The sequence below is a fragment of the Pseudomonas lyxosi genome (assembly GCF_047758685.1).
In the GTDB taxonomy this organism is placed as follows: Bacteria; Pseudomonadota; Gammaproteobacteria; order Pseudomonadales; family Pseudomonadaceae; genus Aquipseudomonas; species Aquipseudomonas lyxosi.
In genome coordinates this window covers 6,424,471-6,448,306 of sequence record NZ_CP180481.1, presented here as the reverse complement: position 1 = coordinate 6,448,306, position 23,836 = coordinate 6,424,471, and the positions used below count along the sequence as shown (strand labels likewise).

Below are 23,836 nucleotides of genomic sequence, written 5' to 3'. Positions count from 1 at the left end.
CAGCCGAGACCGCTTTCGCGAGCAAGCCCGCTCCCACATTGGATTGGCGGTGTTCACACATTTTGTGTCCACCGCTTATCCAATGTGGGAGCGGGCTTGCTCGCGAAGGCGTCCTCGAAACCTCAATAATCATCCCCGCGCTCGGTAATGTCCTTTTCGACCATCGGCGCATTGGGATCCTGTCCCTGCGGAAACTTGCCCTTCAGATTCCACGCAAACGCAATAATCTCGGCAATCGTGCGATACAACTCCTCCGGAATACTCTCCCCCAGTTCCATCCGCGCCAGCAGTTTCACCAGCTCGGCGTTTTCGTAGATGGGCACTTCATAATCGCGGGCAATCTTCAGAATGGCTTCGGCCAGTGCTTCGTCACCTTTGGCCGTGAGGGTAGGGGCGTGGCTGCCGTCGTACTTGAGGGCGATGGCCTGGCGCGGGGTGTTGGGGTTTTTCATGCGGTTTCGTCGACCCAGCGTTGTTCGAGGCGGGTTTGAGGGCCTTGTGGCGGTGTGCCGAGGTGGCAATCGAGATCGCCGACATTCAGGCCGGACGCCAGCAGACGCTGGCGCAGTTCGGCCAGATTACTGTCGATCAGGCTGGCGGTGTACGGGCGTTCGGCCCACAGCTGGCTGGACAGGCTGCCTTTGATCAGTTGTGCCTGAATCTGCAGCGGGCCCAAAGGCTCCATGTCGAACGCCAGGTCCACTCGCCACAATTGTTGTTTGGGTTCGCGCTCGTCGCGGCGTTCGTTTTGCTGTTCTTTCTCGGGCGCTTCTTCGCGCTGGAATTTGACCTGCAACGGCACGATGTCCTGAAGATTGCGCATCGGGATTTCCAGTTGCCAGGTGCTCATCAACCGTCCGTCGTCAGTGACGCCGGTCTGTTCCAGGCTCGACAGTTGATGGCTTTGCAGGCGCGAAACCGCCGCTGCTGCCAAACGCAGCAAGTGCTCGAGATCGCCTTCGCCGTCCGTGCTTTGTAGCAGGCGTTCGGGCAACGGGAAGCTGGTTGGTTGCGGTTTGGCGCTGACCTGACCGAGCATGCCGAGGGCGCTGCGCACGAAGTTCGGCATGGCCTGGGCCAAAGTGTTGGCGGCAATGATCGCGTTTAAATTGGTGTTGGCCGGGGTCAGTTGTGCGATCAGCTTGAGCAGATCGCCTTTCATGTCCGGGGCCAGTGTCGGGTTCTGACCGCTGAGCAGTTTGGCTTCAAGGAACAGCCCGCTATTGGCCAGTGCCTGGGCCAGCCCCTTTGGCGTGCTGAGTTGTTGAACATCGGGCAGGCCTGCGAGCAACTTGTCGACGGCGGCACGCAGATCACTGGACGTCTGATTCGAAGACGGCAGGTTTTGCAGGAGCTTGAGCAGGCCATCCAGCGAACCCTGGCGGCTCTGTTGACTGACCAGTTGTTGGGTCACCGCCAATTGCTCCTGACGGCTGCTCAATGGCACGAACTTCAGCGTCTGGGTGTCCTGCACCAGCGCGCTCAGCAAGGTGCCGATGCGCAGCGGGGTTGGGCTGTCGATGCTCAGGGTGCTGCCGCTCAACGCGGTGTTGAGCAAGCTCACCATCGAGCGAAACACCGTCGGCTGGCCCGGCACCTGCGGCAACACCTGAGAGGTCAGCACTTTGCCTTGCAGCAGCGTGCCGACCGGCAGTTGCGCGGTATCGATACGAGTGAGAGTGGCGACGCTGGAGGCGATGGCCTGTTGCACGGTGACGGCCAGGTTACCCGCCGATGGCTGGGTGATCGCCAGGCTGGTGCCCTGAGGCAGCGGTTGGGTGCTGGTGGCCTGGACCGTGGTCTGACGGCCGCTGTCGAGGGTGACCTTGAGCAACAGTTGAAAGGTCTGATCCGCCTGCTTGAGCGACAGCACTTCGGCTTTGGCGGTCTGGCCCGGAGTGATCAGGCCCTCCATCGGCGTCAGTAACTTCAGCAGGTCGCCACTCACCACCAGCGGCCGCGAAGTCGCGGGCGTGGTCTGCGGTAGCGGGAGGATGTTCATTTCGCCTGTCATACGCGGTCACAACCTGAGGAAATTGCCCTCTTTAGAGTAGGGCATGGCATGTATAATGCCGCCCCGTTGTATCCGGGGCGCTGAAAACATTTCAAATACTTGATCCAGCTCCTTAGAACGGGCCGCCAATGCATTTATCCTGCATATCTTTAACGGCCGCTCCACTGCCGACTTGAACCCAAAAGGCCCGTGATCTCTTGACCAGTCCTGTCCTGCAAACCGTTGCCCTCGCCTGTGAGCGAGACCTTCGGCTGCTCTTCGAAAATCTCGAATTGAGACTGGCCAGTGGCGAAATGTTGCAAATCAGCGGCCCCAACGGCAGTGGCAAAACCAGCCTTTTACGTCTGCTTTGCGGTCTGATGCAGCCGACTGCCGGTCAAGTGCTACTCAACGGCCAACCACTGAACGAGCAACGCTTTGAGCTGGCGCGTAACCTGCTGTGGATCGGCCATGCCGCCGGGATCAAGGATTTGCTGACGCCGGAAGAGAATCTGAGCTGGCTTTGCGCCTTGCATCAACCGGCCTCCCATGAGGCGATCTGGCAAGCGCTGACGGCCGTCGGACTGCGCGGTTTCGAGGATGTTCCTTGCCACACGCTGTCTGCCGGGCAGCAACGCCGGGTCGCGTTGGCGCGGTTGTACCTGGAAAGCCCGCCGCTATGGATCCTCGATGAGCCATTCACCGCGCTCGACAAACAAGGCGTGGCGCAACTCGAAGAACATTTGGCCGCACACTGCGAGCGCGGTGGCATGGTGGTCTTGACCACTCACCACACGCTGACCCGGATGCCGGCCGGCTATCGCGACATTGATCTGGGGAATTGGGCCGTATGAGTGTTTTCGGCCTGTTGGTCGCCCGCGAGGCCCGATTGTTGTTCCGCCGTCCGGCGGAGTTGGCCAATCCGCTCGTATTCTTCGCGATCGTCGTTTCCCTGTTCCCGTTGGCGGTCGGCCCCGAGTCTCAATTGTTGCAAACCTTGTCTCCGGGACTGGTGTGGGTAGCGGCCCTTTTATCGGTTTTGCTCTCGTTGGACGGGCTTTTCCGCAGTGATTTCGAAGACGGATCGCTCGAACAGTGGGTCCTTTCGTCGCACCCCCTGCCTCTTCTGGTTTTGGCCAAGGTACTGGCACACTGGTCCTTCTCCGGCCTGGCACTGGTTTTGCTCGCTCCATTGCTGGCATTGATGCTCGGTTTGCCAACCGCCTGTCTGCCGGTGTTGCTGCTTTCTTTGTTGCTGGGTACACCGGTGCTGAGCCTGCTCGGTGCGGTGGGCGCAGCCCTGACGGTGGGATTGAAGCGTGGTGGCCTGTTGCTGGCGCTGCTGATTCTGCCGCTGTACATCCCGGTGTTGATTCTCGGCAGTGGCGCCTTGCAGGCAGCCTTGCAGGGCATGCCGGCGACCGGTTATCTCCTGTGGCTTGGTAGCCTGACCGCCCTGGCGATAACCCTTACACCTTTTGCAATAGCTGCTGGCCTGAAGATCAGCGTCGGCGAATAATGAGGTCTGGTCATTTTTTGATCAGTAAAGACCCTTGGCTCTTCATAGCGAAGAGCAACCGTGATGGAAACAGTAATGAACTGGACTTGGTTTCATAAGCTCGGCTCGCCCAAATGGTTTTACGGCATCAGTGGCAAACTGCTGCCGTGGCTGAGCGTCGCGGCGTTGTTGCTGATCAGCGTTGGTGTAGTGTGGGGCCTGGCCTTCGCGCCGCCGGACTACCAGCAAGGCAACAGCTTTCGCATCATTTATATCCACGTTCCAGCCGCCATGCTGGCCCAGTCCATCTACGTGATGCTGGCGGTGTGCGGCATCGTCGGGCTGGTGTGGAAGATGAAGCTGGCCGACGTCGCCCTGCAATGCGCGGCGCCCATCGGCGCCTGGATGACCGCCGTAGCGCTGGTCACCGGTGCGATCTGGGGCAAACCGACCTGGGGCTCGTGGTGGGTCTGGGATGCACGACTTACGTCCATGCTTATTCTGCTGTTTCTGTACTTCGGTCTTATTGCGCTGGGCAACGCGATCAGCAATCGTGACAGTGCCGCCAAGGCCTGCGCGGTCTTGGCGATTGTCGGCGTGATTAACATCCCGATCATCAAATACTCGGTGGAGTGGTGGAACACCCTGCACCAAGGCGCGACGTTCACCCTCACCGAAAAACCGGCGATGCCCGCCGAGATGTGGCTGCCATTGCTGCTGACGGTACTGGGTTTCTACTGTTTCTTCGGCGCGGTGTTGCTGCTGCGCATGCGTCTTGAAGTGCTCAAGCGCGAAGCCCGCGCCAGTTGGGTCAAGGCCGAAGTGCAGAACAGTCTGGAGGCCGCTCGATGAGTTTTGCTTCATTCGGCGACTTCCTCGCCATGGGCCATCATGCCCTGTATGTCTGGTCAGCCTATGGCATCTGCCTGGCGGTGCTGGCCCTCAACGTGGCGGCGCCGATCCTGGCCCGCAAGCGGTATCTGCAACAAGAGGCGCGTCGTTTGCGCCGGGAGAACGGCAAGTGAATCCGCTGCGCAAAAAGCGTCTTATCATCATTCTCGCGATTCTGGTCGGTGTCGGCGCCGCCGTCGGCCTGGCCCTGAGCGCCCTGCAGCAGAACATCAATCTGTTTTACACCCCGACCCAGATCGCCAACGGCGAAGCCCCGCAAGACACGCGCATCCGCGCTGGCGGCATGGTCGAGAAAGGTTCGCTGCAACGTTCCGGCGATTCGCTGGACGTGAAATTCATCGTCACCGACTTCAGTAAATCCGTGACCATCAGTTACCGCGGCATCCTTCCGGACCTGTTCCGCGAAGGGCAGGGCATTGTTGCCCTGGGCAAGCTCAACGCCGATGGCGTGGTGGTGGCCGATGAAGTGCTGGCCAAGCACGACGAAAAGTACATGCCGCCAGAAGTGACCAAGGCTTTGAAAGACAGTGGTCAATCTGCTCCAACGCCCGCGAAGGAGGGTTGATCGATGACGTCTGGACTCTATATTCCTGAACTCGGCCACCTGGCCATGATTCTGGCGCTGTGTTTCGCGCTGGTTCAGGCCGTGGTGCCGTTGTTCGGTGCCTGGCGCGGTGACCGTTTGTGGATGAGCCTCGCTCAGCCGGCCGCCTGGGGGCAATTCGCGTTTCTGCTGTTCTCCTTCGGTTGCCTGACTTACGCCTTCATGGCCGACGATTTCTCCGTCGCCTATGTGGCCAGCAACTCCAACAGCGCGTTGCCGTGGTACTACAAGTTCAGTGCGGTGTGGGGCGCTCACGAAGGGTCGTTGCTGCTCTGGGCTCTGATTCTCGGCGGCTGGACCTTCGCGGTGTCGGTGTTCTCCCGGCAGTTGCCGCAAGTGATGCTGGCTCGCGTGCTGGCGGTGATGGGCATGATCAGCACCGGTTTCCTGCTGTTCCTGATCCTCACGTCCAACCCGTTTGCACGCATCCTGCCGCAAATTCCTGCGGACGGTCGTGATCTCAACCCACTGCTGCAAGACATCGGCCTGATCGTTCACCCGCCGATGCTGTACATGGGCTATGTCGGTTTCTCCGTGGCGTTCGCTTTTGCCATCGCTGCATTGCTGGGCGGTCGTCTTGATGCGGCGTGGGCTCGCTGGTCCCGTCCGTGGACCATCGTCGCCTGGGCTTTCCTCGGTATCGGTATCACCCTCGGTTCGTGGTGGGCGTACTACGAACTCGGCTGGGGCGGCTGGTGGTTCTGGGACCCGGTGGAAAACGCCTCCTTCATGCCATGGCTGGTGGGTACGGCGCTGATTCACTCCTTGGCGGTCACGGAAAAACGTGGCGTGTTCAAGAGCTGGACCGTGTTGCTGGCCATCGCCGCGTTCTCGCTGAGCTTGCTGGGGACCTTCCTCGTGCGTTCCGGCGTGTTGACCTCGGTTCACGCCTTTGCGTCCGACCCTGAACGCGGCGTGTTCATCCTGATCTTCCTGCTGTTCGTGGTCGGTGGTTCGCTGACGCTGTTTGCCCTGCGCGCTCCCGTGGTGAAAAGCCACGTCGGCTTCAACCTCTGGTCCCGGGAAACCCTGCTGCTGGGTAACAACCTGGTGCTGGTCGTCGCCGCTTCGATGATCCTGCTCGGCACCTTGTATCCGCTGATTCTCGATGCAATGACCGGCGCCAAGCTGTCGGTCGGCCCGCCGTACTTCAACGCACTGTTCATTCCGCTGATGGCCTTGCTGATGATGGTGATGGCGGTCGGCATGTTGGTGCGCTGGAAAGACACCCCGGTCAAATGGCTGTTGAGCATGCTGACCCCGGTGTTGCTCGGCAGCGCCGCGCTGGCCGTCGTTGCCGGCGTCGCTTATGGCGATTTCAATTGGGCGGTGATCGCCACGTTCATGCTCGCGGCCTGGGTGCTGTTGGCTGGCGTGCGTGACATCTTCGACAAGACTCGCCACAAAGGCCTGATCAAAGGCTTGCCGACCCTGACCCGCAGTTATTGGGGCATGCAGGTCGCTCACCTCGGCATCGCCGTGTGCGCCCTCGGCGTCGTGCTGTCGAGCCAGAACAGTGCCGAGCGCGACCTGCGTCTGGCGCCGGGCGAGTCCATGGACCTGGGCGGTTATCACTTCGTGTTCGAAGGCGCCAAGCACTTCGAAGGCCCGAACTTCACCTCCGACAAGGGCACCGTTCGGGTGATCCGCAACGGCAAGGAAGTCAGCGTGCTGCACCCGGAAAAACGCCTCTACACCGTGCAGAACTCGGTGATGACCGAAGCCGGGATCGACGCCGGTTTCACCCGCGACCTCTACGTCGCACTCGGCGAACCGTTGGGCGATGGCGCCTGGGCCGTTCGCGTCCACGTCAAACCGTTCGTGCGCTGGATCTGGTTCGGTGGTCTGCTCACCGGTTTGGGCGGGTTGCTGGCGGCATTGGATCGCCGTTACCGGGTCAAGGTGAACAGCCGTGTGCGTGAAGCACTGGGTATGACGGGAGCCACGGCATGAGACGTTGGTTGATGCTGTTGCCCCTGGTGATTTTTCTGGTGGTGGCTGTTTTCCTTTATCGCGGTCTGTTCCTGAACCCGGCCGAGTTGCCTTCGGCGATGATCAACAAGCCGTTCCCGGAGTTTTCCCTGCCGGCCGTGCAGGGCGACAAAACCCTGACCAAGGCGGACATTCTGGGTAAACCAGCGCTGGTTAACGTCTGGGGCACCTGGTGCATTTCTTGCCGGGTCGAGCACCCGGTGCTGAATAAACTGGCCGAGAAGGGCGTGGTGATCTACGGCATCAACTACAAGGACGTCAACGCTGACGCCTTGAAGTGGCTGGTGGAATTCCACAACCCGTACCAGCTGGACATACGTGACGACGCAGGCACATTGGGTCTGAACCTCGGCGTGTATGGCGCTCCGGAAACCTTCTTCATCGACGCCAAGGGCATCATCCGCGACAAGTTCGTTGGCGTGATCGATGAACAGGTCTGGCGCGAAAAACTGGCGGCCAAGTATCAGGCGCTGGTTGATGAGGCCAAGCCATGAAGCGCTGGATAGCCGCCGCAGTATTGGGTTTGAGCATGGCCGGCGTGGCGCACGCGGCCATCGACACCTACGAGTTCGCCAAAGAAGGTGATCGCGAGCGTTTTCGCGAGCTGACCAAAGAACTGCGATGCCCCAAGTGTCAGAATCAGGACATTGCCGATTCCAACGCACCGATCGCCGCTGACCTGCGCAAAGAGATTTTCCGCATGCTCAACGAGGGCAAGGACAATCAGCAGATCATCGACTTCATGGTCGACCGCTACGGTGATTTCGTCCGCTACAAACCTGCTCTGAACGCCAAGACTGCTGTGCTCTGGTTCGGCCCTGCCGGCCTGCTGCTGGGCGGTTTTGTGATCATCGCCGTGATCGTCCGCCGTCGTCGCGTGCAACGCGCTGACACCAAGGATGAGCTCTCTGCCGAGGAGCGTGAGCGCCTCGACCACCTGTTGGATAAAACCAAGAATGATTGATTTCTGGCTCGCTGCAGGTCTGCTACTTCTGGTTGCCCTGAGTTTTCTGCTGATTCCCGTTCTGCGTGGCCGTCGCGCCCAGCTTGAAGAGGATCGTACGGCCCTGAACGTCGCGCTGTATCAGGAGCGCGTGGCTGAGTTGCAGACTCAGCAGGAAGAGGGTGTTCTAGACACCGCGCAAATGGACACCGGTCGCGCCGAAGCCGCCCGTGAATTGCTCGCCGACACTGAAGGCGTCGAGGCGCCACGCGTGTCCCGCCTGGGCAAACCGTGGCCCTTGCTGGCGGCGATTCTGGTGCCGGTGCTGGGTCTTGGCTTGTATCTGCATTTCGGGGCGAGCGACAAGGTTGAACTGACCCGCGAATTCTCCCAGGCGCCGCAGTCGATGGAAGAGATGACCCGCCGCCTGGAACGCGCGGTCGAGGCTCAACCGGATTCGGCTGAAGGCCTGTATTTCCTCGGTCGCACGTACATGGCTCAGGACCGTCCTGGCGATGCGGCGAAGATCTTCGAACGCACGGTGACCCTGGCCGGTCGTCAGCCGGAGCTGTTGGGTCAGTGGGCGCAGGCCCAGTACTTCGCCGACGGCAAGAAGTGGTCGGACAAGGTTCAGGCCCTGACTGACGAAGCACTCAAAGCCGATCCGAAAGAAGTCACCAGTCTTGGCTTGCTCGGTATTGCTGCCTTTGAAAGCCAGCGTTATCAGGACGCCATCGACTACTGGAATCGCCTGCTGGTGCAACTGCCACCGGAGGACAGTTCCCGCGCCGCGCTGCAAGGCGGCATCACTCGGGCCACCGAGAAACTCGAAGCCAGCGGTGGCAAGGTGGCCCAGGCGCCCGCTGCCAAGGTGGCGGCACTGCTCAAGGTGCGCGTGGATCTGGCACCAGAGCTGAAAGCCAAGGTTCAGCCGGGCGACAGCGTATTCATCTTCGCTCGCGCCACCGCAGGGCCTCCTGCGCCATTGGCCGCCAAGCGCCTGACTGTGGCCGACTTGCCGGCGACCGTCGAGCTGGGCGATGCCGACGCAATGATGCCGCAGTTGAAACTGTCGAACTTCCCTGAAGTCCAACTGGTTGCGCGCATCTCCCGCGCCGGCCAACCCACTGCCGGTGAATGGATCGGTCGCAGCCAGCCTCTGGCCAGCAGCACCACTGCGCAGCAAACACTGACCATCGACAGCCCGGACAAATGACAGGAAACGCCACTATGACCGCCATCGCTCGTATCACCCTGCTCAGTATGGTTTTGGGGTTAAGCGCTTGCGTGGTCCAACCGCAGCAGCCTGAACGGCTGCCACCAATCCCGCCGTCGCAGCCGCGTCCGACGCCGTCCCCGACACCGACACCGGGCAAGCCGAGCATTCCGGCCAAGCCCGCCAAACCGCTGCCACGCACCTCCGCGAGCTTCGCACCGCCGCCGGGCGGCAACAGCCATTGGGACGCCAAGCTAGGCGTGTACGTACTCGATGATCAGACCAACACCTTCTACCGCCAGCGTACGTACTATCGCTGGGACAACGGCTGGAGCCGGTCGATCAGCCCGAACGGTCCATGGGAAGAGACCGACATCCATGGCGTTCCGGGCGGGTTGGGACGGCAATTCGGGCAGTAAACAGAAACGGCGATCCTTGGATCGCCGTTTTGCTTTCTGAGCGTTTCTCAGACCTCCTTTTTCAGCAACCCCTGCACATACTCCACAAACGCCCGGGCCTTCGCACTGGCCATTCTGCCCGTGGGAAACACTGCCCAAAGGTCCTGATTCGGCAACGTCCAATCCTTCATCACTTCCCTGACCGCGCCGTTGGCCAGTTCCGGTGCAAACATCCATTCGGACGCCATGGTCAGCCCTTGATGGCCTAGCACTGCTGCACGCAGACCTTCGGCGGCGTTGACGCGGATTCGCCCGCTGATGATGACTGACTGATCATCTGTCCCGTTGCGGAACTGCCAATTGGCACCGCCACCCAAGGTGTAGACGACTGCTTGGTGTTTACTCAGATCGGCAGGGCAGGTGGGGTCGCCATGTTTTTCGAAATAAGCGGGCGTGCCCAACACCACGCGCCGACACTCGGCGATCTTGCGGGCGGTGAGGCCGGAGTCGCTCAGGGCGCCCATGCGCAGGGCGATGTCGACGCCTTCTTCCACCAGATTGACGTTGCGATCGTCCAGCATCAAATCGATGTTCAGGTCCGGGTTCTGATCGAGAAATGGCCCCAGGTGCGGAACGATGTGCAGCCGGCCAAAGGTCACGGCGGCGCAGATGCGCAGGTTGCCGGCCAGACCGCTGGCGGCACCGCGAGCGGCATTGTCAGCCTCATCGGCTTCTTCGATGGCGCGCTTGGAGCGTTCAAAAAAGGCCAGGCCGGCTTCGGTAGGTGTCAGGCCTCGGGTCGAGCGCAACAGCAACCTGACCGCGAGGCGCGCCTCCAAATGCGCGATGGCTTTCGAGACGGCGGGCTGGCCGATATTCAAGCGCCGGGCGGCGGCGGAAAAGGAGCCGGTTTCTACCACGTAGACGAAGGTTTCCATTGCGGCGAGGCGGTCCATCGAGGGTCCTTGTTTTGATCAATGTTCAGCTCAGAAAGCCGCTTTACCTATCGAAGACCCACCGTCGACAAACAAGGTTTGCCCGGTGATAAACCCGCTGTGCTCGGACAACAAAAACGCAATCGCCGCAGCGACCTCCTGCGGCTGCCCCAGCCGCCCCATCGGCACGCCGGCCAGATACCGCGCCTCACCTTCGCTGCCCGGCGGATTGTTGGCGCGAAACAGTTCGGTTTCGGTCGGGCCCGGGGCCACGGCGTTCACCGTCACGCCGGTGTGCGCCAGTTCCAGCGCCCAGGATCGCGTGAAGCTGATCAGCGCCGCTTTGGCCGCCGCGTAGGCGGTGCGCTGCGTGATACCCAGCACCGTCAGGCTGGAAATGTTCACCACCCGACCCCAGGCCTTGGCGCGCATGTTCGGCAGCAGTGCCTGAGTAGCCTGCAACGCCGAATGCAGGTTGATTCGCATCACGTCGTCGAAAGTATCGAGGTCGATTTCCCCCAGCACCTGCGGGCGCACCAGACCGACGTTATTCACCAGCCCGTCGAACTCATAGGTCCTGGCCAGATCCGCCAGCACTTCCTGAGTCAGTGCTCTGTCGCTCAGATCCAGCGGAAACAGGATGCCGGGAAAGCTTAGATCGGGCGATCGGGCAATACCGACCACCCGATGACCCGCGCGGTCCAGGTGCTCCGCTACCGCGCGGCCAATGCCTTTGCTGGCGCCGGTGATGAGAAAGGTACGTCGGGTCATTGCACACTCCTTGAAAGAACATGCCGCGGGTCAGGCGGCATTTGATCGGTTCAGCCGCGAATCGCATCCATCATCGCGTCAGGCTCAGGACGCTGAGTGTAATCCGGGTTGACCTCGGCGTAACGGATCAGGCGACTTGAAAAGATCCATTCCTGGGTGGGATGACGCGTCTCTCGATCACACTCTGCAAAACAACCGAGCGTCGCGATCTGGATTTTTGTGCTTGAGTAAAGATAACTCTAGGGTTACTTTTGTTTGAGCCTGAGCAAGGAGGCTATTGGTGCAGAGCAGGCTACTGATCAAGGAATTGGAGGAGGCTGGCTGGATACTGGATCGGATTACCGGCAGCTATCACATCTTCAAACACCGATACAACCCGTACACGATACCCGTCCCTCATCCGAAAAAGGATTTACCGATCGGGACGGTCAAAAGCATCAGGAGGCGAGCCGGGCTGTATTGCCCGGGAGCCAGTTACGCAGGAGATCCATAATGCAATATCCAATCTGTATCGAGTGGGGCGACGAGAACACCGCCATCGGTATTCAGATTCCCGATATTCCGGGCGCCGTAACGGCCGGGGATACGTTTGAAGACGCCTATAACGCAGCGGTCGAGATTGCCCACATCATGCTTCAGGAGATTGCGGCTGACGGGGAGTCAATTCCCATGCCTACATCTGCTGCCGCTCACCGTGGGAATCCGGACTTTGCCGACATGGGCTGGGGAATGCTGGAGCTGGACATCGCGCCGTACATGGGTAAAACCGAGAAGGTCAACGTGACGCTGCCCGGCTACGTGATCCAGCGTATCGATCGTTATGTGCGTGAGCACAATGTCAAAAGCCGCTCTTCCTTTCTGGCGGATGCGGCGATGGAGAAGTTGGTTCGGCACTGAGTGAGATCGAGACCATCGCCTTCGCGGGCGCCTACCCCTTGCCCGCGAAGCTATTGGTGGACTATGCCGTCGCCAACGAACGCTTCTGCGAAACACCCAAAAACCGCAACAACGCCAACAGCGGAAACGCGCTACCCACAATCACGATCCACAACCAGCCACCGTGCTCATACACCGCACTGGCCACCGAAGAACCAAACGCGCCACCGATGAAGATGCTGGTCATGTACAACGCATTCAGCCGGCTGCGGCTTTTGGCGTCGAGGGCGTAGACCGCGCGTTGGCCGAGGACCATGTTCATCTGCACGCAGAAGTCGAGCACCACGCCGGTGACCGCGAGGCCGATGACGCTGTAGGCCGGGTGGATGAAGGCGGGCAGGAAGCTCAGGCTGGCGAACAGCAGGGCCAGCAGTGATGCAATGCGAGTGTGGCCGGCATCAGCCAGTCGACCGGCAATGGGGGCGGCGATGGCGCCGATGGCCCCGACCAGGGCGAAGACCGCAATCTGGGTTTGCGACAAACCATGATTGCGAGCCAGTTCCAGCGGCACGGCGGTCCAGAACAGGCTGAAGGTGGCGAACATGCACCCCTGATAAAACGCGCGCTGACGCAACACCGGTTGTTGACGCAACAGGGTCCACAGAGAGCCCAACAACTGACCATAAGAAGCGCTGTGATCAGGCTGACGCTTGGGAATCGTCAGCGCCAGTACGATGCTGATCGCCGCCATCAACACCGCCGCAATCACAAACATCGCACGCCAACCGAAATGGTCAGCCACGCTGGACACCGGCCGCGCCAACAGAATCCCCAGCAACAAACCGCCCATGATCCCGCCGACCACGCGCCCGCGAGACTCTTCCGGCGCCAGATGCGCGGCCAGTGGAATCAGGATCTGCACCGACACCGAACTGAACCCCACCAGCAGCGAGATCAGCAAAAATACGTTTGGCTGATCGGTGAACGCCGCGCCCAGCAGGCTGGCAATCGCCACCACCGTGGTGATGATCATCAAGCGGCGGTTTTCCAGCAGATCGCCCAGCGGCACCAGGAAGAACAGACCCAACGCGTAACCGATCTGGGTCAGTGAAACGATCAGGCTGGCCATGGTGCTGGTCAGGCCGATGTCCGGCGCGATCAGACCGATGATCGGTTGGGCGTAGTAAATGTTGGCAACGATGGCGCCGCAGCAGAAGGCAAACAGCAGCACCATGCCTCGGGTCATTGTTGCAGTGCCGTGGGGCACTGGGTTCGCTGGGTTCATAACGGGTCTCGCTGAACAAAAGGGAATGCGCGCAGGCTAAAGGGCTATCGGAATGGGCAGAAGAGGGTTTGAAGTGATAGCAATCATTCCGTTGCGGAATGAGTGACGGACGTGTGTGATGTCCATCGAGGAGCCTTGCGTCAAAATATCGAGGTCCGATGATACATTCACTTACATCCTTTTCGATAGCGTGCTTATGTTCTCTCCTCACGTTTCATAACCGGAAGGCACTTCCATGAATGCGATGTTTCGTCACCTGATTCGCGGCGCTTCAGTTGTTTCCTTGATCGGCTTGTTCACGGCAGGTCCTGCCCAGGCTGCTGACGCGCCAGGCATGCGCGTCGGCGTTCGCGGCGAGATCACCGGGGTCAGCCCCGACGTGCTGAAAGTCCACGTCAACAGTGGTGAAAACGTGGTGATCAACCTGACCAAGGACACCAAGGTCCGCGCCGTCACCCTGGCCAATATCGAAGACATCAAACCCGGCAGCTATATCGGCTCGGCTGCCATTCCGCAAGAGGACGGCACCCTCAAGGCGCTGGAAGTCCATGTCTTCCCTCCGGAACTGGCCGGCAGCGGCGACGGGCATCGGCCGTTTGATCTGGCGAAGGGCAGTAGCATGACCAATGGCAGCGTCGGTGATCTGGTCGTCAGCAATGGCCGGGTTTTGACCGTCAACTACAAGGGCGGTCAGCAGAAGATTCTGGTGCCAGAGGATGTGCCGATCGTGAACCTGGTGCCGGGTGATCGCAGCTTGCTGAAGGTGGGGGTGAAGATCGTGACGTTTGTGACCCAAAGTGCCGACGGGACGCTGACCGCCCAATCCATCTCAGCCGGCAAGGATGGTGTTACACCGCCGATGTAACGGTGCATCGAGGAATGAACTCACCACTGATCGTTCCCATGCTCTGCGTGGGAATGCCTCATTGGACGCTCTGCGTCCGCTGTTGGGACGCGGAGCGTCCCGGGCTGCATTCCCACGCAGAGCGTGGGAACGATCAGTCAGCGGCCACAAAAAAGGCGACCTTCTCAGGTCGCCTTTTTCATCGGGCTCAGGAATTACTGACCGCTGTAGATCTGATCAAAAATCCCGCCATCATTGAAGTGGGTCTTCTGCACAGTCCGCCAGTCACCAAAGGTCTTCTCTACCGACAGGAAATCCACTTTCGGGAAACGATCGGTGTACTTGGCCAGCACCGCCGGATCACGCGGACGCAGGTAGTTCGCCGCAGCAATCTCCTGACCTTCCGGCGACCACAGGTACTTCAGGTATTCCTCGGCAGCAGCGCGAGTGCCTTTCTTGTCGACGGTTTTGTCGACCACCGACACTGGCGGCTCGGCTTCGGCGGAGACGCTTGGGTAAATCACTTCAAATTGGTCACGACCAAACTCACGGGCAATCATTTCCGCTTCGTTTTCGAAGGTCACCAGCACATCACCAATCTGGTTGGTCATGAAGGTCGTAGTGGCGGCGCGGCCACCGGTGTCGAGGACCGGCGCTTGTTTGAACAGCTTGCCGACGAAGTCTTTGGCTTTGCTTTCGTCACCACCGTTTTTCAGCACATAACCCCAGGCCGAGAGGTAGGTGTAGCGGCCGTTACCCGACGTTTTCGGGTTTGGCACAATCACCTGCACGCCGTCCTTGAGCAGGTCGGGCCAGTCTTTCAGTGCTTTCGGGTTGCCTTTGCGGACGATGAACACGGTGGCCGAGGTAAACGGTGCGCTGTTGTTCGGCAGACGGGTGACCCAGTTATCCGGGACCAGTTTGCCGTTGTCCGCCAGGGCGTTGATGTCGGTAGCCATGTTCATGGTGATGACGTCAGCCGGCAGGCCATCGATCACCGAACGCGCTTGTTTGCTGGAGCCGCCGAAGGACATCTGCAGGGTGATGTTTTCGTTGTGCTCGGCTTGCCAGTGTTTCTGGAAGGCAGTGTTGTAGTCCTTGTAGAAATCGCGCATCACGTCGTAGGAAACGTTAAGCAGGGTCGGTGCGGCCTGAGCCATGCTGGTCAGTGCCAGGCCAGCGGCCAGAAGTGAGGCGCCAAAGAGTTTTTTCACTGCGCAGTCCTTGTTCGTAAAGTTTTTATTTAAAAGTGAGGCAATTTGCCAGCGACTATAACGGGGCTCGCATAGTCCTTTAAAGATTAAAAAGCACTTTGCTTATTCCAGTTTCTTAAACAATGCATTGCCACAGCGCGAGCAAAACGCCGACCCGTGTTCATGGCTGTTCTTCTTGCACACGGGGCAGTCATGTTGCAGTTGTTCGCCGCGCATCGCGTTGGCCAGTTCGGCGGTAAAAATCCCGGTCGGCACGGCGATGATCGAGTAACCGGTGATCATCACCAGCGACGAAATCACCTGACCCAGCGGTGTCTTCGGCACGATGTCGCCGAAGCCCACGGTGGTCAGCGTGACGATAGCCCAATAGATGCCTTTGGGAATGCTGGTGAAGCCGTGCTCCGGGCCTTCGATCACGTACATCAGCGTACCGAACACCGTCACCAGGGTGCAGACGCTGACCAGAAACACCACGATCTTCTGCTTGCTGCCGCGCAATGCGGACATCAGATAGTTGGCTTGCTTGAGGTACGGGCTGAGCTTGAGCACACGGAAAATCCGCAGCATCCGGATGATCCGGATAATCAGCAGGTACTGCGCATCGGCGTAATACAGCGCAAGAATGCCGGGCACGATTGCCAGCAAATCCACCAGCCCATAAAAGCTGAACGCATAGCGCAACGGTTTGGGCGAGCAGTACAGCCGCAGGCCGTATTCGATGGCGAAGATGACCGTGAAGCCCCACTCGATGTACGCCAGCACGTTGGCGTAGTTCTGGTGAATGGAGTCGATGCTGTCGAGCATCACGATCACAATGCTGGCGAGGATGATCAACAGCAGGATGCCGTCGAAGCGCCGACCGGCCACTGTGTCGCTCTGGAAAACCATGACGTAAAGCTCTTCACGCCAGTTTTTGCTGCTGTCCATAAGGTCTTGCCCAAGCCGAAAATGAGAGAAGCCTGGGTGATTGGCGAGGATTGCGCAAGCTGGATGCCAGGTACGCCGTGTTCAGCCGGTTCTAGTCGTTCATGGCTTAAGAAATTGATTATCTCGTCGATATATCGACTTCCCACAGAACAAGAACCTTTGTCTCGATGTGCTGCCCAGATTTCAGGCGATGGGTTTCAAAACCACACGGAAGCGATATGGATAGTCAGTTTTTCAAGAAAAGCCTACTGGCAATGGTTGTCAGCACTTCGACCGCTCAGGTATTTGCCAGCGAGTACGACCTGAGCCAGGGTTTCAAGGACTGGACGGGTCAAACCCTTAGTGAAACCTTGACCCTGACCGGGCAACGAACCCGCCAGAGCAACACAGACAAAACGGGTGTCACGTTCTTCCAGAACACTGTCGCGGGCTCACTCATCAACCGGGGCGACTTCACTTTCGACGCTCAAGGCGCGACGGTGACCGGGATCGGACTGGATGTCGGTTTCCGCAACTCCAGCGGCAGCAACATTCAGGGTGACTTCATCAATGCCGGCAAGCTTTCTCTTTCCAACGTGAATAGCGCTGAGGGAATCGAGATCGCCAATGCGACTATCACCGGCAATGTCATCAACGCCGGGACTGTCTCCATCACCCAGGCATCGGGAGCCAATATCTATGGCTCGCCTGAGGGTATCTACCTCCATGGGACCACTATTGGCGGTGATCTGATCAACAGTGGTGTCGTCGATGTGCAGGGTGATTATGCCGTGGGGCTGATTCTGGATTCCCATTCCGGACTTCCCGTGAGCATCGCCGGCAGGCTTCTCAACTCAGGAACGATTCGTGCCACGGGTCCGAACGCCTCCGCTTTTCACGTCGAGACCCAAACCAGCGCGTTGAGGATCGAGAACAGCGGCTCGATCATGAGCGTTGGCAAGAACTCCGAGGCTATCGGGTTTTTGGAGGGTTCAGTCGATTATTTGCTCAACACCGGGACTATTGAGGCATCGGGTGAAGACGCCGTTGGCATCAAGCTCGGGGGTGCCACTTTCACGCAGAATGCTGTGTCTGGCGCTCGGGGCATTATCAACTCCGGCAATATCACTGCGGACGGTGTTGCGATCCGGGTCGATGCGCACCAGACATCGGCGTTCGAGATCAACCAGCAAGGTGGCGAAATTCGCAGCAATCATGCGGCGGCCATCGATGGCGCAGGGTTGGCGCAACTGAACTGGACCGGCGGTGCGATCAAGGGCGATCTGCTCAACCTCAATGGGGTGAATGTCGCTGGTCAGGCCAATTACACCGGTAGCAAAATCGACAGCACGGTTTCCATCGTTTCGGGATCTCTGAACCTTCAGAACCAGGGGGCCGAAATTACCGGTGACCTGAACGTCGGTGCCAACAGTGGCATCGATATGTTGCTTTCGGATCGCGTCACGCCCGGTACGCCTTATTTGACGGTGGACGGCAAGGCCACCTTCGCCCAGTCCTCCAAAGTGACATTGAATGCCAAACCAGGTGATTTCACGCCGACCGCTGCCGGCACTCAATACACACTGGTCAAGGCCGGCAGCCTGCAGAACAATGGGTTGAGCGTTACCAGTTCGTCCTCGTTGTTGAACGTCGCCAGCTATACAACCGATGCCCAGACTGTCAACGCGCTGGTCACACTGAAAAGTGACAATCAGGTGGATGAAGAGCAGGGGAGCATCGGCACCTCCAGCAGCACCCGTGAGATCCTCAATCGCTTCAAGAATGGCCCGCTGGGACAATTGAACAGTGATGATGCGGTCTTCAAAGCCTTTGCCAACGCGTCCTCCCAAGAGGAACTGGCCAAGCTCGGTGAGCAACTGGCTCCGGAAGTCAGCGGTGGGGCGGTCAATGCGGCAGTGTCGGGTCAGGCGATGATGAATGGCGCGATCAGCAACCGCGTGTCCGGTCTGCGCTCGGGGCTCTCATCAGGGGATTCGCTGGCAGATACCGGCGTATGGATTCAGGGGCTGAGCAGCAACCAGGATCAGGACAGTCGTGATGCGGTCGCCGGTTATTCGGCCAACAGCAGCGGTGTTGCTGTCGGGGCGGATGGCAAGCTGAATGCCAACTCCACCGTAGGTCTGGCCTATTCGTATCTGAACACTAACGTCACTTCCGATACCGGAAATAAAACCGATGTGCAGGGCAGCGCATTGACGCTGTACGGTAGCTGGGATCTGCGCAACTGGTTTGTCGATGGCAGCCTCAGTTACGGGCGCAATGACAATGACAGCAAACGTTATATTGCCGACAGCGTGGCCAAAGCCAGCTACAACAGTGACGCGTGGGGCCTGAGCGCCTTGAGCGGTTATACCTTCAAACTCACCGACCAATTGATTATCGAGCCGCGTGTCGCCGCACGTTACACCAATATTCAGCTGGACAGTTTTAATGAGCATGGCTCTTCGGCCGCCCTGCACTCCAATGCCCAGCGCTTCGAAATTGGCGAGCTGGGTGCCGGGTTGCGAATGGCCGCTGACGTGCCATTGCTCAATGGCACCCTTACACCTGAAGCGAGCGTGATGGCTTACCATGACTTCATCGGTGACCAGATCAATCAGACCTCCAGTTTCACCTTGGGGGGCTCGCCTTTCATTGTCGCGGGAGCCAGTCCGGTGCGTGATAGTTATGAAGGTCGCGTAGGGGTGAAGTATCAAATTGATGCTCTAACCTTGGGGACGAATTACAGCTATCAAGCGAAGACCGGTTTTAACGCCGACACCTTTACCCTTGAAGCGCGCTACGCTTTTTGATCGACTGGATTGCAACGGTTCGCGCTGGCGGACCGTTGCGTCTGATCAACAGATTAAAACCATGTTTAAAGCACTGGCCGCCATCGGCTTCGCGCTCCTCGGGCTCAGCGGGTGCGCGGGTAAAGTCGATTTGCAGGCGGTAAGCCAAGGCTCTTCGCTTACGCCTGGCACGCTCGATAGTTCACCTTACACACTCATGGCCTTGCTTCCGCCACCAGGGGGCTACAAGCATCTGCGTGTTTACATTGAAGGCGATGGTCGGGCGTGGGCAACACGATCTCAACCGAGTATCGATCCGACCCCTCGCGTGTCCTTGATGGCGAGATTGGCCGCTGGAGATCGGGGGCCCAGTGCCTATCTGGCGCGCCCTTGTCAGTTCGTGACATCACCGGGTTGCAACACTGATGTGTGGACTTCCGGTCGTTTCAATTCATCGGTCATAGAGACCATGAGCGCGGCCCTCGATCGTCTGAAAAGTCGCTTTGCAGTGGAGCAGTTCGAACTGGTCGGATACTCGGGCGGTGCCGCGATTGCCTTGATCCTTGCGGGTTCTCGTAACGACGTCACTCAGGTGCAAACGATTGCCGGGAATCTCGACCCTGTAGAGTGGGCGAAGCTGATGCAGCTCGCGCCATTCTCGAAACCGGTGACACCTCTGCAGTTTCGCGACAAGTTGCGTGCGCTCCCGCAACGTCATTTCATCGGTTCGAATGACAAGGTCGTGCCGCCTCAAATGCTCCAGGTCTACACCACGCAGCTTCAGGGCAAATGCCTGGAAGTTGTCGAAACCCTCGCCACCCACGATCAGGGATACGACGAAAGCTGGGGCTCGCGGTCGGATCTGCCATTGGCTTGCGAGACGGACCCATTGCGCTGAATGCAGATTCAGCGCCTTTCAGGCGCCACCCTTGGTTTGGCGCTCAATAGCGCGAGGCGCACTGTCGACAGCGGCCTGGCGCAGCACCCGATTGCCGGCACGGATCAGCCAACAGGCGAGGATGAACGGCGCGGTCAGCGTTGGCAGACCGATGGCGGCAAACACCGGCGTCAGCAACAGCGCTGATGCAATACCGACCAGCGGCAGCCAAGGCTTCTGGCGCTGCGAGCTGAAGGCGAGGGCGGCGAGCACGGCGTTATAGCCACCGAGGCCGATCAACGCGGTATAGAAGTCGTGATGCAGCAGGCTCCAACCCATGCCCGCGACAGACGCCAACAACGCCCAGCAGAATGCGCGGCGATCAGCGATCAGCAAACCCACGGCAATCATCGCACCGGCCAGCGGATGACCGAGGAACATCACCTGGCCGAGGCCTTTTAATGGTGCGGCGAGCATGTTCAGCGTATTGATTTCGATCAAGTGTGCATTTGTCGAGGGCGTGGCGAAGCACAGCAGCAACCAGCCCAGCCCCACGAAGGGCGCCGTATAGGCAGGCAGGTATTGGCTGACCCGGACGCGTTTGAGCCACTGTTGAGTGAACATCGCGCTCAGGCCGCCCGCGGCAATGATCAGCGGCGGCAACATCGCTGACCACGGGAAGTAGAGGCTCAGCAGCAAACCGAGCAAGACACCGTTGTAACTGAACAGCCCGGCCTGACGATCGGCCTTGGCATAACCGCGTCGTTGCGCGGTGAGCAGCCCGGCGACACCGCCCAGCAGTGCACCGCCGAGCAAGGCGGGCGCGGTGAAAAGAATGGCCAGCAGGCACAGCAGACCGCACAGCGGATGACGCTGGAGAAAGATCTGGCTGAAGCCGTTGAGCAGGGCTGTCGCCCAGTCGGGGCAGTGGGTGTTGAAGTGGTTGGCAGGCATGGTAAGGGTCGTTCAGTACAGATCGTTCCCACGCTCTGCATGGGAATGCCTCAATGGACGCTCTGCGTCTGCTCTTGGGACACAGAGCGTCCCGGGCTGCATTCCCACGCGGAGCGTGGGAACGATCATCTTGTGGGTTAGATCAGGGTTTCTATTCGCAAGGAGTTAGTCGACCCCGGCTGCCCAAACGGCACACCCGCCGTGATCAATAACGTGTCGCCACGCTTGGCCATGCCCTGCGCCTGGGCAATCTCCAGCGCCGTCGAGCACACCTCATCCACCTGACGCAGCCGATCATTGACCACCGAGTGCACACCCCACGCCACCGTCAACCGGCGCGCAGTCTGCAGGTTCGGTGTCAGGTTCAGAATCGGCACCGTCGGCCGTTCCCGCGCTGCACGCAAACTCGAGGTGCCGGACTCGCTGTAATTCACCAGCACCGCCACCGGCAGCACATTGCTGATGCGACGTATCGCGCAGCTGATCGCATCGGAAACAGTCGCTTCAGCCTTAGGCCGGCTCACGTCGAGTTGCGCCTGATAGTCCGGGCCATTTTCCACCTGGCGGATGATCTTGCTCATCATCTGCACGGCTTCCAGCGGGTACTCGCCAGAGGCAGTTTCTGCCGACAACATCACCGCATCCGCACCTTCAGCCACGGCGTTGGCAACGTCGGTCACCTCGGCACGGGTCGGGGCAGGGGAGAAGCGCATCGACTCGAGCATCTGCGTCGCCACCACCACCGGTTTACCGAGCTGACGGCAGATGGTGATGATGTTTTTCTGAATCTGCGGCACGCTTTCGGCCGGCACTTCCACGCCCAGGTCACCGCGAGCGACCATGATCGCGTCGCTCAATTCGGCGATCTCGCGCAGTTGCGTCACCGCCGATGGCTTCTCGATCTTGGCCATCAAAAACGCTTTGTCGCCGATCAGTTCGCGCGCCTCGCGAATGTCTTCCGGACGCTGCACAAATGACAGCGCCACCCAGTCCACACCCAGCTCCAGACCGAAGCTCAAATCGCGACGATCCTTGGCCGTCAGTGGGCTCAGTTCCAGCACCGCTTGTGGCACGTTCACGCCTTTGCGATCCGAGAGTTCGCCGCCATTGAGCACGGTGGTGTCGATGGCGTCGGAGTACTTGGTCACCACGCGAAGACGCAGCTTGCCGTCGTCCAGCAGCAGGTCCATCCCAGGCTCGAGTGCGGCGATGATTTCCGGGTGAGGCAAGTTGACCCGGCGTTCATCACCCGGCGTCGGGTCAAGATCCAGACGCAGCGCCTGACCGCGATGCAACTGCACCTTGCCCTTGGCGAACTTGCCGACCCGCAATTTCGGGCCTTGCAGGTCCATCAGAATGCCCAGCGGATAATTCAGCTGGCGCTCGACTTCCCGAATCCACTGATAGCGCTGCGCATGGTCGGCGTGATCGCCGTGGCTGAAATTCAGGCGAAAGATGTTGACCCCGGCCTGCACCAGCTCACGGATGTCGTCGATCCCGTTAGTGGCAGGGCCGAGGGTGGCGAGGATTTTAACCTTCTTGTCAGGCGTCATTTTTAGGGCTCTCGAGAATCAGGATGGCGCGGAAGTCGTTGACGTTGGTGCGGGTCGGCTCGGTGACGATCAGCGCGTCCAGCGCCTCGAAATAGCCGTAGCCATTGTTGTTGTCCAACTCGTCGCTGGCGCTCAGACCGAGTGCGGCGGCGCGGGCGTAGCTGTCCGGGGTCATGATCGCGCCGGCGTTGTCTTCGGAGCCGTCGATGCCATCGGTGTCACCGGCCAGCGCGTAGACGCCAGGCAGGCCTTTGAGGCTGTCGGTCAGGCTCAGCAGGAATTCGGCGTTGCGTCCGCCACGGCCATTGCCGCGTACGGTGACGGTGGTTTCACCGCCAGAGAGGATCACGCAGGGCGCCGCCAATGGTTGACCGTGCAACACGACCTGACGGGCGATACCAGCATGAACCTTGGCCACTTCGCGGGACTCGCCTTCCAGGTCGCCGAGGATCAGCGGACTGAAACCGGCCTGACGTGCTTTTACCGCAGCGGCTTCAAGCGACTGCTGCGGACGCGCGATCAGCTGGAAGTGGCTGCGCGCCAGACTAGGGTCGCCGGGTTTGACCGTCTCTGATTCCGGGCTCTGCAGCCAGTTGCGCACCGAGGTCGGGACTTCAATGTTGTAGCGCTTGAGGATCGCCAGTGCTTCGGCCGAGGTGCTCGGGTCGGCCACGGTGGGGCCGGAGGCGATGACCGTGGCGAGGTCGCCCGGTACATCGGAAATCGCGTAGGTATAAACAGTGGCAGGCCAGCAGGCTTTGCCGAGGCGGCCACCCTTGATCGCCGAGAGATGCTTGCGTACGCAATTCATCTCGCCAATGGTGGCGCCGGATTTGAGCAGGGCTTTGTTGATCGATTGCTTGTCGGCCAGGGTGATGCCGGCTGCGGGCAATGCCAGCAGGGCAGAGCCACCGCCCGAGAGCAGGAAGATCACGCGGTCGTCTTCGGTCAGGTTGCTGACCAGTTCCAATACGCGTTTGGCGACTGCCAGACCGGCAGCGTCAGGCACCGGGTGAGCGGCTTCGACCACTTCGATTTTTTCACACGGGGCGCCGTGACCGTAACGAGTCACTACCAAGCCTGACACTTCACCCTGCCAGCAACGCTCCACCACTTGGGCCATGGCCGCGGCGGCCTTGCCGGCGCCGATGATGATCACCCGACCGCTGCGGTCTTTGGGCAAATGGGCTTCGAGGACTTGCTGCGGATGGGCCGCGTCGATGGCTGTGGCAAACAGCTCGCGCAGGAATTGTTGCGGATTGACCGACATGGC

At 59.8% G+C, this 23,836-nt stretch carries 25 protein-coding genes; 15 read left to right on the top strand and 10 right to left on the bottom strand.

From position 1 onward, the window contains the following. Positions 1 to 122: 122 nt before the first annotated feature. Positions 123 to 452, bottom strand: a complete 330-nt coding sequence (locus ACMXYI_RS29580; RefSeq protein WP_415770597.1) for an EscU/YscU/HrcU family type III secretion system export apparatus switch protein — start codon at positions 450 to 452, stop codon at positions 123 to 125. Next, positions 449 to 2,014 carry a flagellar hook-length control protein FliK gene (locus ACMXYI_RS29575; RefSeq protein WP_415770596.1) on the bottom strand — a complete coding sequence of 522 codons (1,566 nt, stop codon included), beginning with the start codon at positions 2,012 to 2,014 and terminating at the stop codon, positions 449 to 451. The genes ACMXYI_RS29580 and ACMXYI_RS29575 overlap by 4 nt, the downstream gene beginning before the upstream one ends. 197 nt (positions 2,015 to 2,211) lie before the next feature. On the opposite strand from ACMXYI_RS29575, the gene ccmA reads away from it, so the two are divergent. The 10 genes from ccmA (at position 2,212) to ACMXYI_RS29525 (ending at position 9,577) form a co-directional block, all read left to right on the top strand. Beyond that, complete coding sequence (gene ccmA / locus ACMXYI_RS29570; RefSeq protein WP_007894233.1) at positions 2,212 to 2,847, top strand: cytochrome c biogenesis heme-transporting ATPase CcmA; 636 nt, start codon at positions 2,212 to 2,214, stop codon at positions 2,845 to 2,847. After that, entirely contained in the window at positions 2,844 to 3,512 is a 669-nt protein-coding gene (ccmB, locus tag ACMXYI_RS29565; RefSeq protein WP_008155797.1) for a heme exporter protein CcmB, read from the top strand. The genes ccmA and ccmB overlap by 4 nt, the downstream gene beginning before the upstream one ends. 75 nt (positions 3,513 to 3,587) lie before the next feature. Beyond that, entirely contained in the window at positions 3,588 to 4,343 is a 756-nt protein-coding gene (locus ACMXYI_RS29560) for a heme ABC transporter permease (RefSeq protein WP_111451896.1), read from the top strand. Further along, positions 4,340 to 4,516 (top strand): heme exporter protein CcmD, encoded by a 177-nt coding sequence (gene ccmD, locus ACMXYI_RS29555; protein WP_008145547.1) that lies wholly within the window; start codon positions 4,340 to 4,342, stop codon positions 4,514 to 4,516. Before ACMXYI_RS29560 ends, ccmD begins: the two co-directional genes overlap by 4 nt. Beyond that, complete coding sequence (gene ccmE, locus ACMXYI_RS29550; RefSeq protein ID WP_283183583.1) at positions 4,513 to 4,968, top strand: cytochrome c maturation protein CcmE; 456 nt, start codon at positions 4,513 to 4,515, stop codon at positions 4,966 to 4,968. The genes ccmD and ccmE overlap by 4 nt, the downstream gene beginning before the upstream one ends. A gap of 3 nt (positions 4,969 to 4,971) precedes the next feature. Next, entirely contained in the window at positions 4,972 to 6,960 is a 1,989-nt protein-coding gene (locus tag ACMXYI_RS29545) for a heme lyase CcmF/NrfE family subunit (protein ID WP_415770595.1), read from the top strand. Then, positions 6,957 to 7,493, top strand: a complete 537-nt coding sequence (locus ACMXYI_RS29540; protein ID WP_008145551.1) for a DsbE family thiol:disulfide interchange protein — start codon at positions 6,957 to 6,959, stop codon at positions 7,491 to 7,493. The genes ACMXYI_RS29545 and ACMXYI_RS29540 overlap by 4 nt, the downstream gene beginning before the upstream one ends. After that, entirely contained in the window at positions 7,490 to 7,963 is a 474-nt protein-coding gene (locus tag ACMXYI_RS29535; protein ID WP_415770593.1) for a cytochrome c-type biogenesis protein, read from the top strand. Before ACMXYI_RS29540 ends, ACMXYI_RS29535 begins: the two co-directional genes overlap by 4 nt. Further along, entirely contained in the window at positions 7,956 to 9,158 is a 1,203-nt protein-coding gene (gene ccmI, locus ACMXYI_RS29530; protein ID WP_415770591.1) for a c-type cytochrome biogenesis protein CcmI, read from the top strand. Before ACMXYI_RS29535 ends, ccmI begins: the two co-directional genes overlap by 8 nt. Before the next feature lie 14 nt (positions 9,159 to 9,172). After that, a complete protein-coding gene (locus ACMXYI_RS29525; RefSeq protein WP_129442235.1) occupies positions 9,173 to 9,577 on the top strand; it encodes a hypothetical protein in 405 nt (134 codons plus the stop codon). Positions 9,578 to 9,624: 47 nt separating this feature from the next. Here ACMXYI_RS29525 and ACMXYI_RS29520 read toward each other — a convergent pair whose 3' ends face one another. Both ACMXYI_RS29520 and ACMXYI_RS29515 read right to left on the bottom strand, forming a co-directional pair. Beyond that, positions 9,625 to 10,512: a LysR family transcriptional regulator gene (locus ACMXYI_RS29520; protein WP_415770589.1), complete on the bottom strand. Its 888-nt coding sequence runs from the start codon at positions 10,510 to 10,512 to the stop codon at positions 9,625 to 9,627. A gap of 30 nt (positions 10,513 to 10,542) precedes the next feature. Continuing rightward, positions 10,543 to 11,262, bottom strand: coding sequence for an SDR family oxidoreductase (locus tag ACMXYI_RS29515; protein ID WP_415770587.1), 720 nt, complete (start codon positions 11,260 to 11,262; stop codon positions 10,543 to 10,545). A 280-nt stretch (positions 11,263 to 11,542) separates the two neighbouring features. On the opposite strand from ACMXYI_RS29515, the gene ACMXYI_RS29510 reads away from it, so the two are divergent. Both ACMXYI_RS29510 and ACMXYI_RS29505 read left to right on the top strand, forming a co-directional pair. After that, complete coding sequence (locus ACMXYI_RS29510; RefSeq protein WP_415770585.1) at positions 11,543 to 11,755, top strand: type II toxin-antitoxin system HicA family toxin; 213 nt, start codon at positions 11,543 to 11,545, stop codon at positions 11,753 to 11,755. Continuing rightward, complete coding sequence (locus ACMXYI_RS29505) at positions 11,755 to 12,159, top strand: type II toxin-antitoxin system HicB family antitoxin (RefSeq protein WP_056742059.1); 405 nt, start codon at positions 11,755 to 11,757, stop codon at positions 12,157 to 12,159. The genes ACMXYI_RS29510 and ACMXYI_RS29505 overlap by 1 nt, the downstream gene beginning before the upstream one ends. A gap of 61 nt (positions 12,160 to 12,220) precedes the next feature. Here ACMXYI_RS29505 and ACMXYI_RS29500 read toward each other — a convergent pair whose 3' ends face one another. Next, a complete protein-coding gene (locus ACMXYI_RS29500) occupies positions 12,221 to 13,423 on the bottom strand; it encodes an MFS transporter (protein ID WP_415770583.1) in 1,203 nt (400 codons plus the stop codon). A gap of 235 nt (positions 13,424 to 13,658) precedes the next feature. On the opposite strand from ACMXYI_RS29500, the gene ACMXYI_RS29495 reads away from it, so the two are divergent. Next, positions 13,659 to 14,288 (top strand): hypothetical protein, encoded by a 630-nt coding sequence (locus tag ACMXYI_RS29495; RefSeq protein WP_415770581.1) that lies wholly within the window; start codon positions 13,659 to 13,661, stop codon positions 14,286 to 14,288. A 194-nt stretch (positions 14,289 to 14,482) separates the two neighbouring features. On the opposite strand, the gene ACMXYI_RS29490 is transcribed toward ACMXYI_RS29495, so the two are convergent. Both ACMXYI_RS29490 and ACMXYI_RS29485 read right to left on the bottom strand, forming a co-directional pair. Beyond that, on the bottom strand, positions 14,483 to 15,481 hold the full coding sequence (locus ACMXYI_RS29490; protein WP_033056035.1) for a sulfate ABC transporter substrate-binding protein: 999 nt from the start codon (positions 15,479 to 15,481) through the stop codon (positions 14,483 to 14,485). A 102-nt stretch (positions 15,482 to 15,583) separates the two neighbouring features. Continuing rightward, on the bottom strand, positions 15,584 to 16,408 hold the full coding sequence (locus tag ACMXYI_RS29485) for an ion transporter (protein WP_415770579.1): 825 nt from the start codon (positions 16,406 to 16,408) through the stop codon (positions 15,584 to 15,586). A gap of 218 nt (positions 16,409 to 16,626) precedes the next feature. Here ACMXYI_RS29485 and ACMXYI_RS29480 point away from each other — a divergent pair, with 218 nt between their 5' ends. Both ACMXYI_RS29480 and ACMXYI_RS29475 read left to right on the top strand, forming a co-directional pair. Next, positions 16,627 to 19,200 (top strand): autotransporter domain-containing protein, encoded by a 2,574-nt coding sequence (locus ACMXYI_RS29480; protein ID WP_415770577.1) that lies wholly within the window; start codon positions 16,627 to 16,629, stop codon positions 19,198 to 19,200. A gap of 61 nt (positions 19,201 to 19,261) precedes the next feature. Continuing rightward, entirely contained in the window at positions 19,262 to 20,077 is an 816-nt protein-coding gene (locus tag ACMXYI_RS29475) for an alpha/beta hydrolase (RefSeq protein WP_415770575.1), read from the top strand. Between the two features lie 18 nt (positions 20,078 to 20,095). Here the strand turns inward: ACMXYI_RS29475 and ACMXYI_RS29470 are convergent, their stop codons facing one another. The 3 genes from ACMXYI_RS29470 to ACMXYI_RS29460 all read right to left on the bottom strand — a co-directional run bounded on the left by ACMXYI_RS29470 (position 20,096) and on the right by ACMXYI_RS29460 (position 23,833). Further along, a complete protein-coding gene (locus ACMXYI_RS29470) occupies positions 20,096 to 21,010 on the bottom strand; it encodes an urea transporter (protein ID WP_415770573.1) in 915 nt (304 codons plus the stop codon). 137 nt (positions 21,011 to 21,147) lie between these two features. Continuing rightward, a complete protein-coding gene (pyk, locus tag ACMXYI_RS29465) occupies positions 21,148 to 22,563 on the bottom strand; it encodes a pyruvate kinase (protein WP_415770571.1) in 1,416 nt (471 codons plus the stop codon). Then, positions 22,553 to 23,833, bottom strand: a complete 1,281-nt coding sequence (locus ACMXYI_RS29460; RefSeq protein WP_415770569.1) for a glycerate kinase type-2 family protein — start codon at positions 23,831 to 23,833, stop codon at positions 22,553 to 22,555. Before ACMXYI_RS29460 ends, pyk begins: the two co-directional genes overlap by 11 nt. Positions 23,834 to 23,836: the final 3 nt, after the last annotated feature.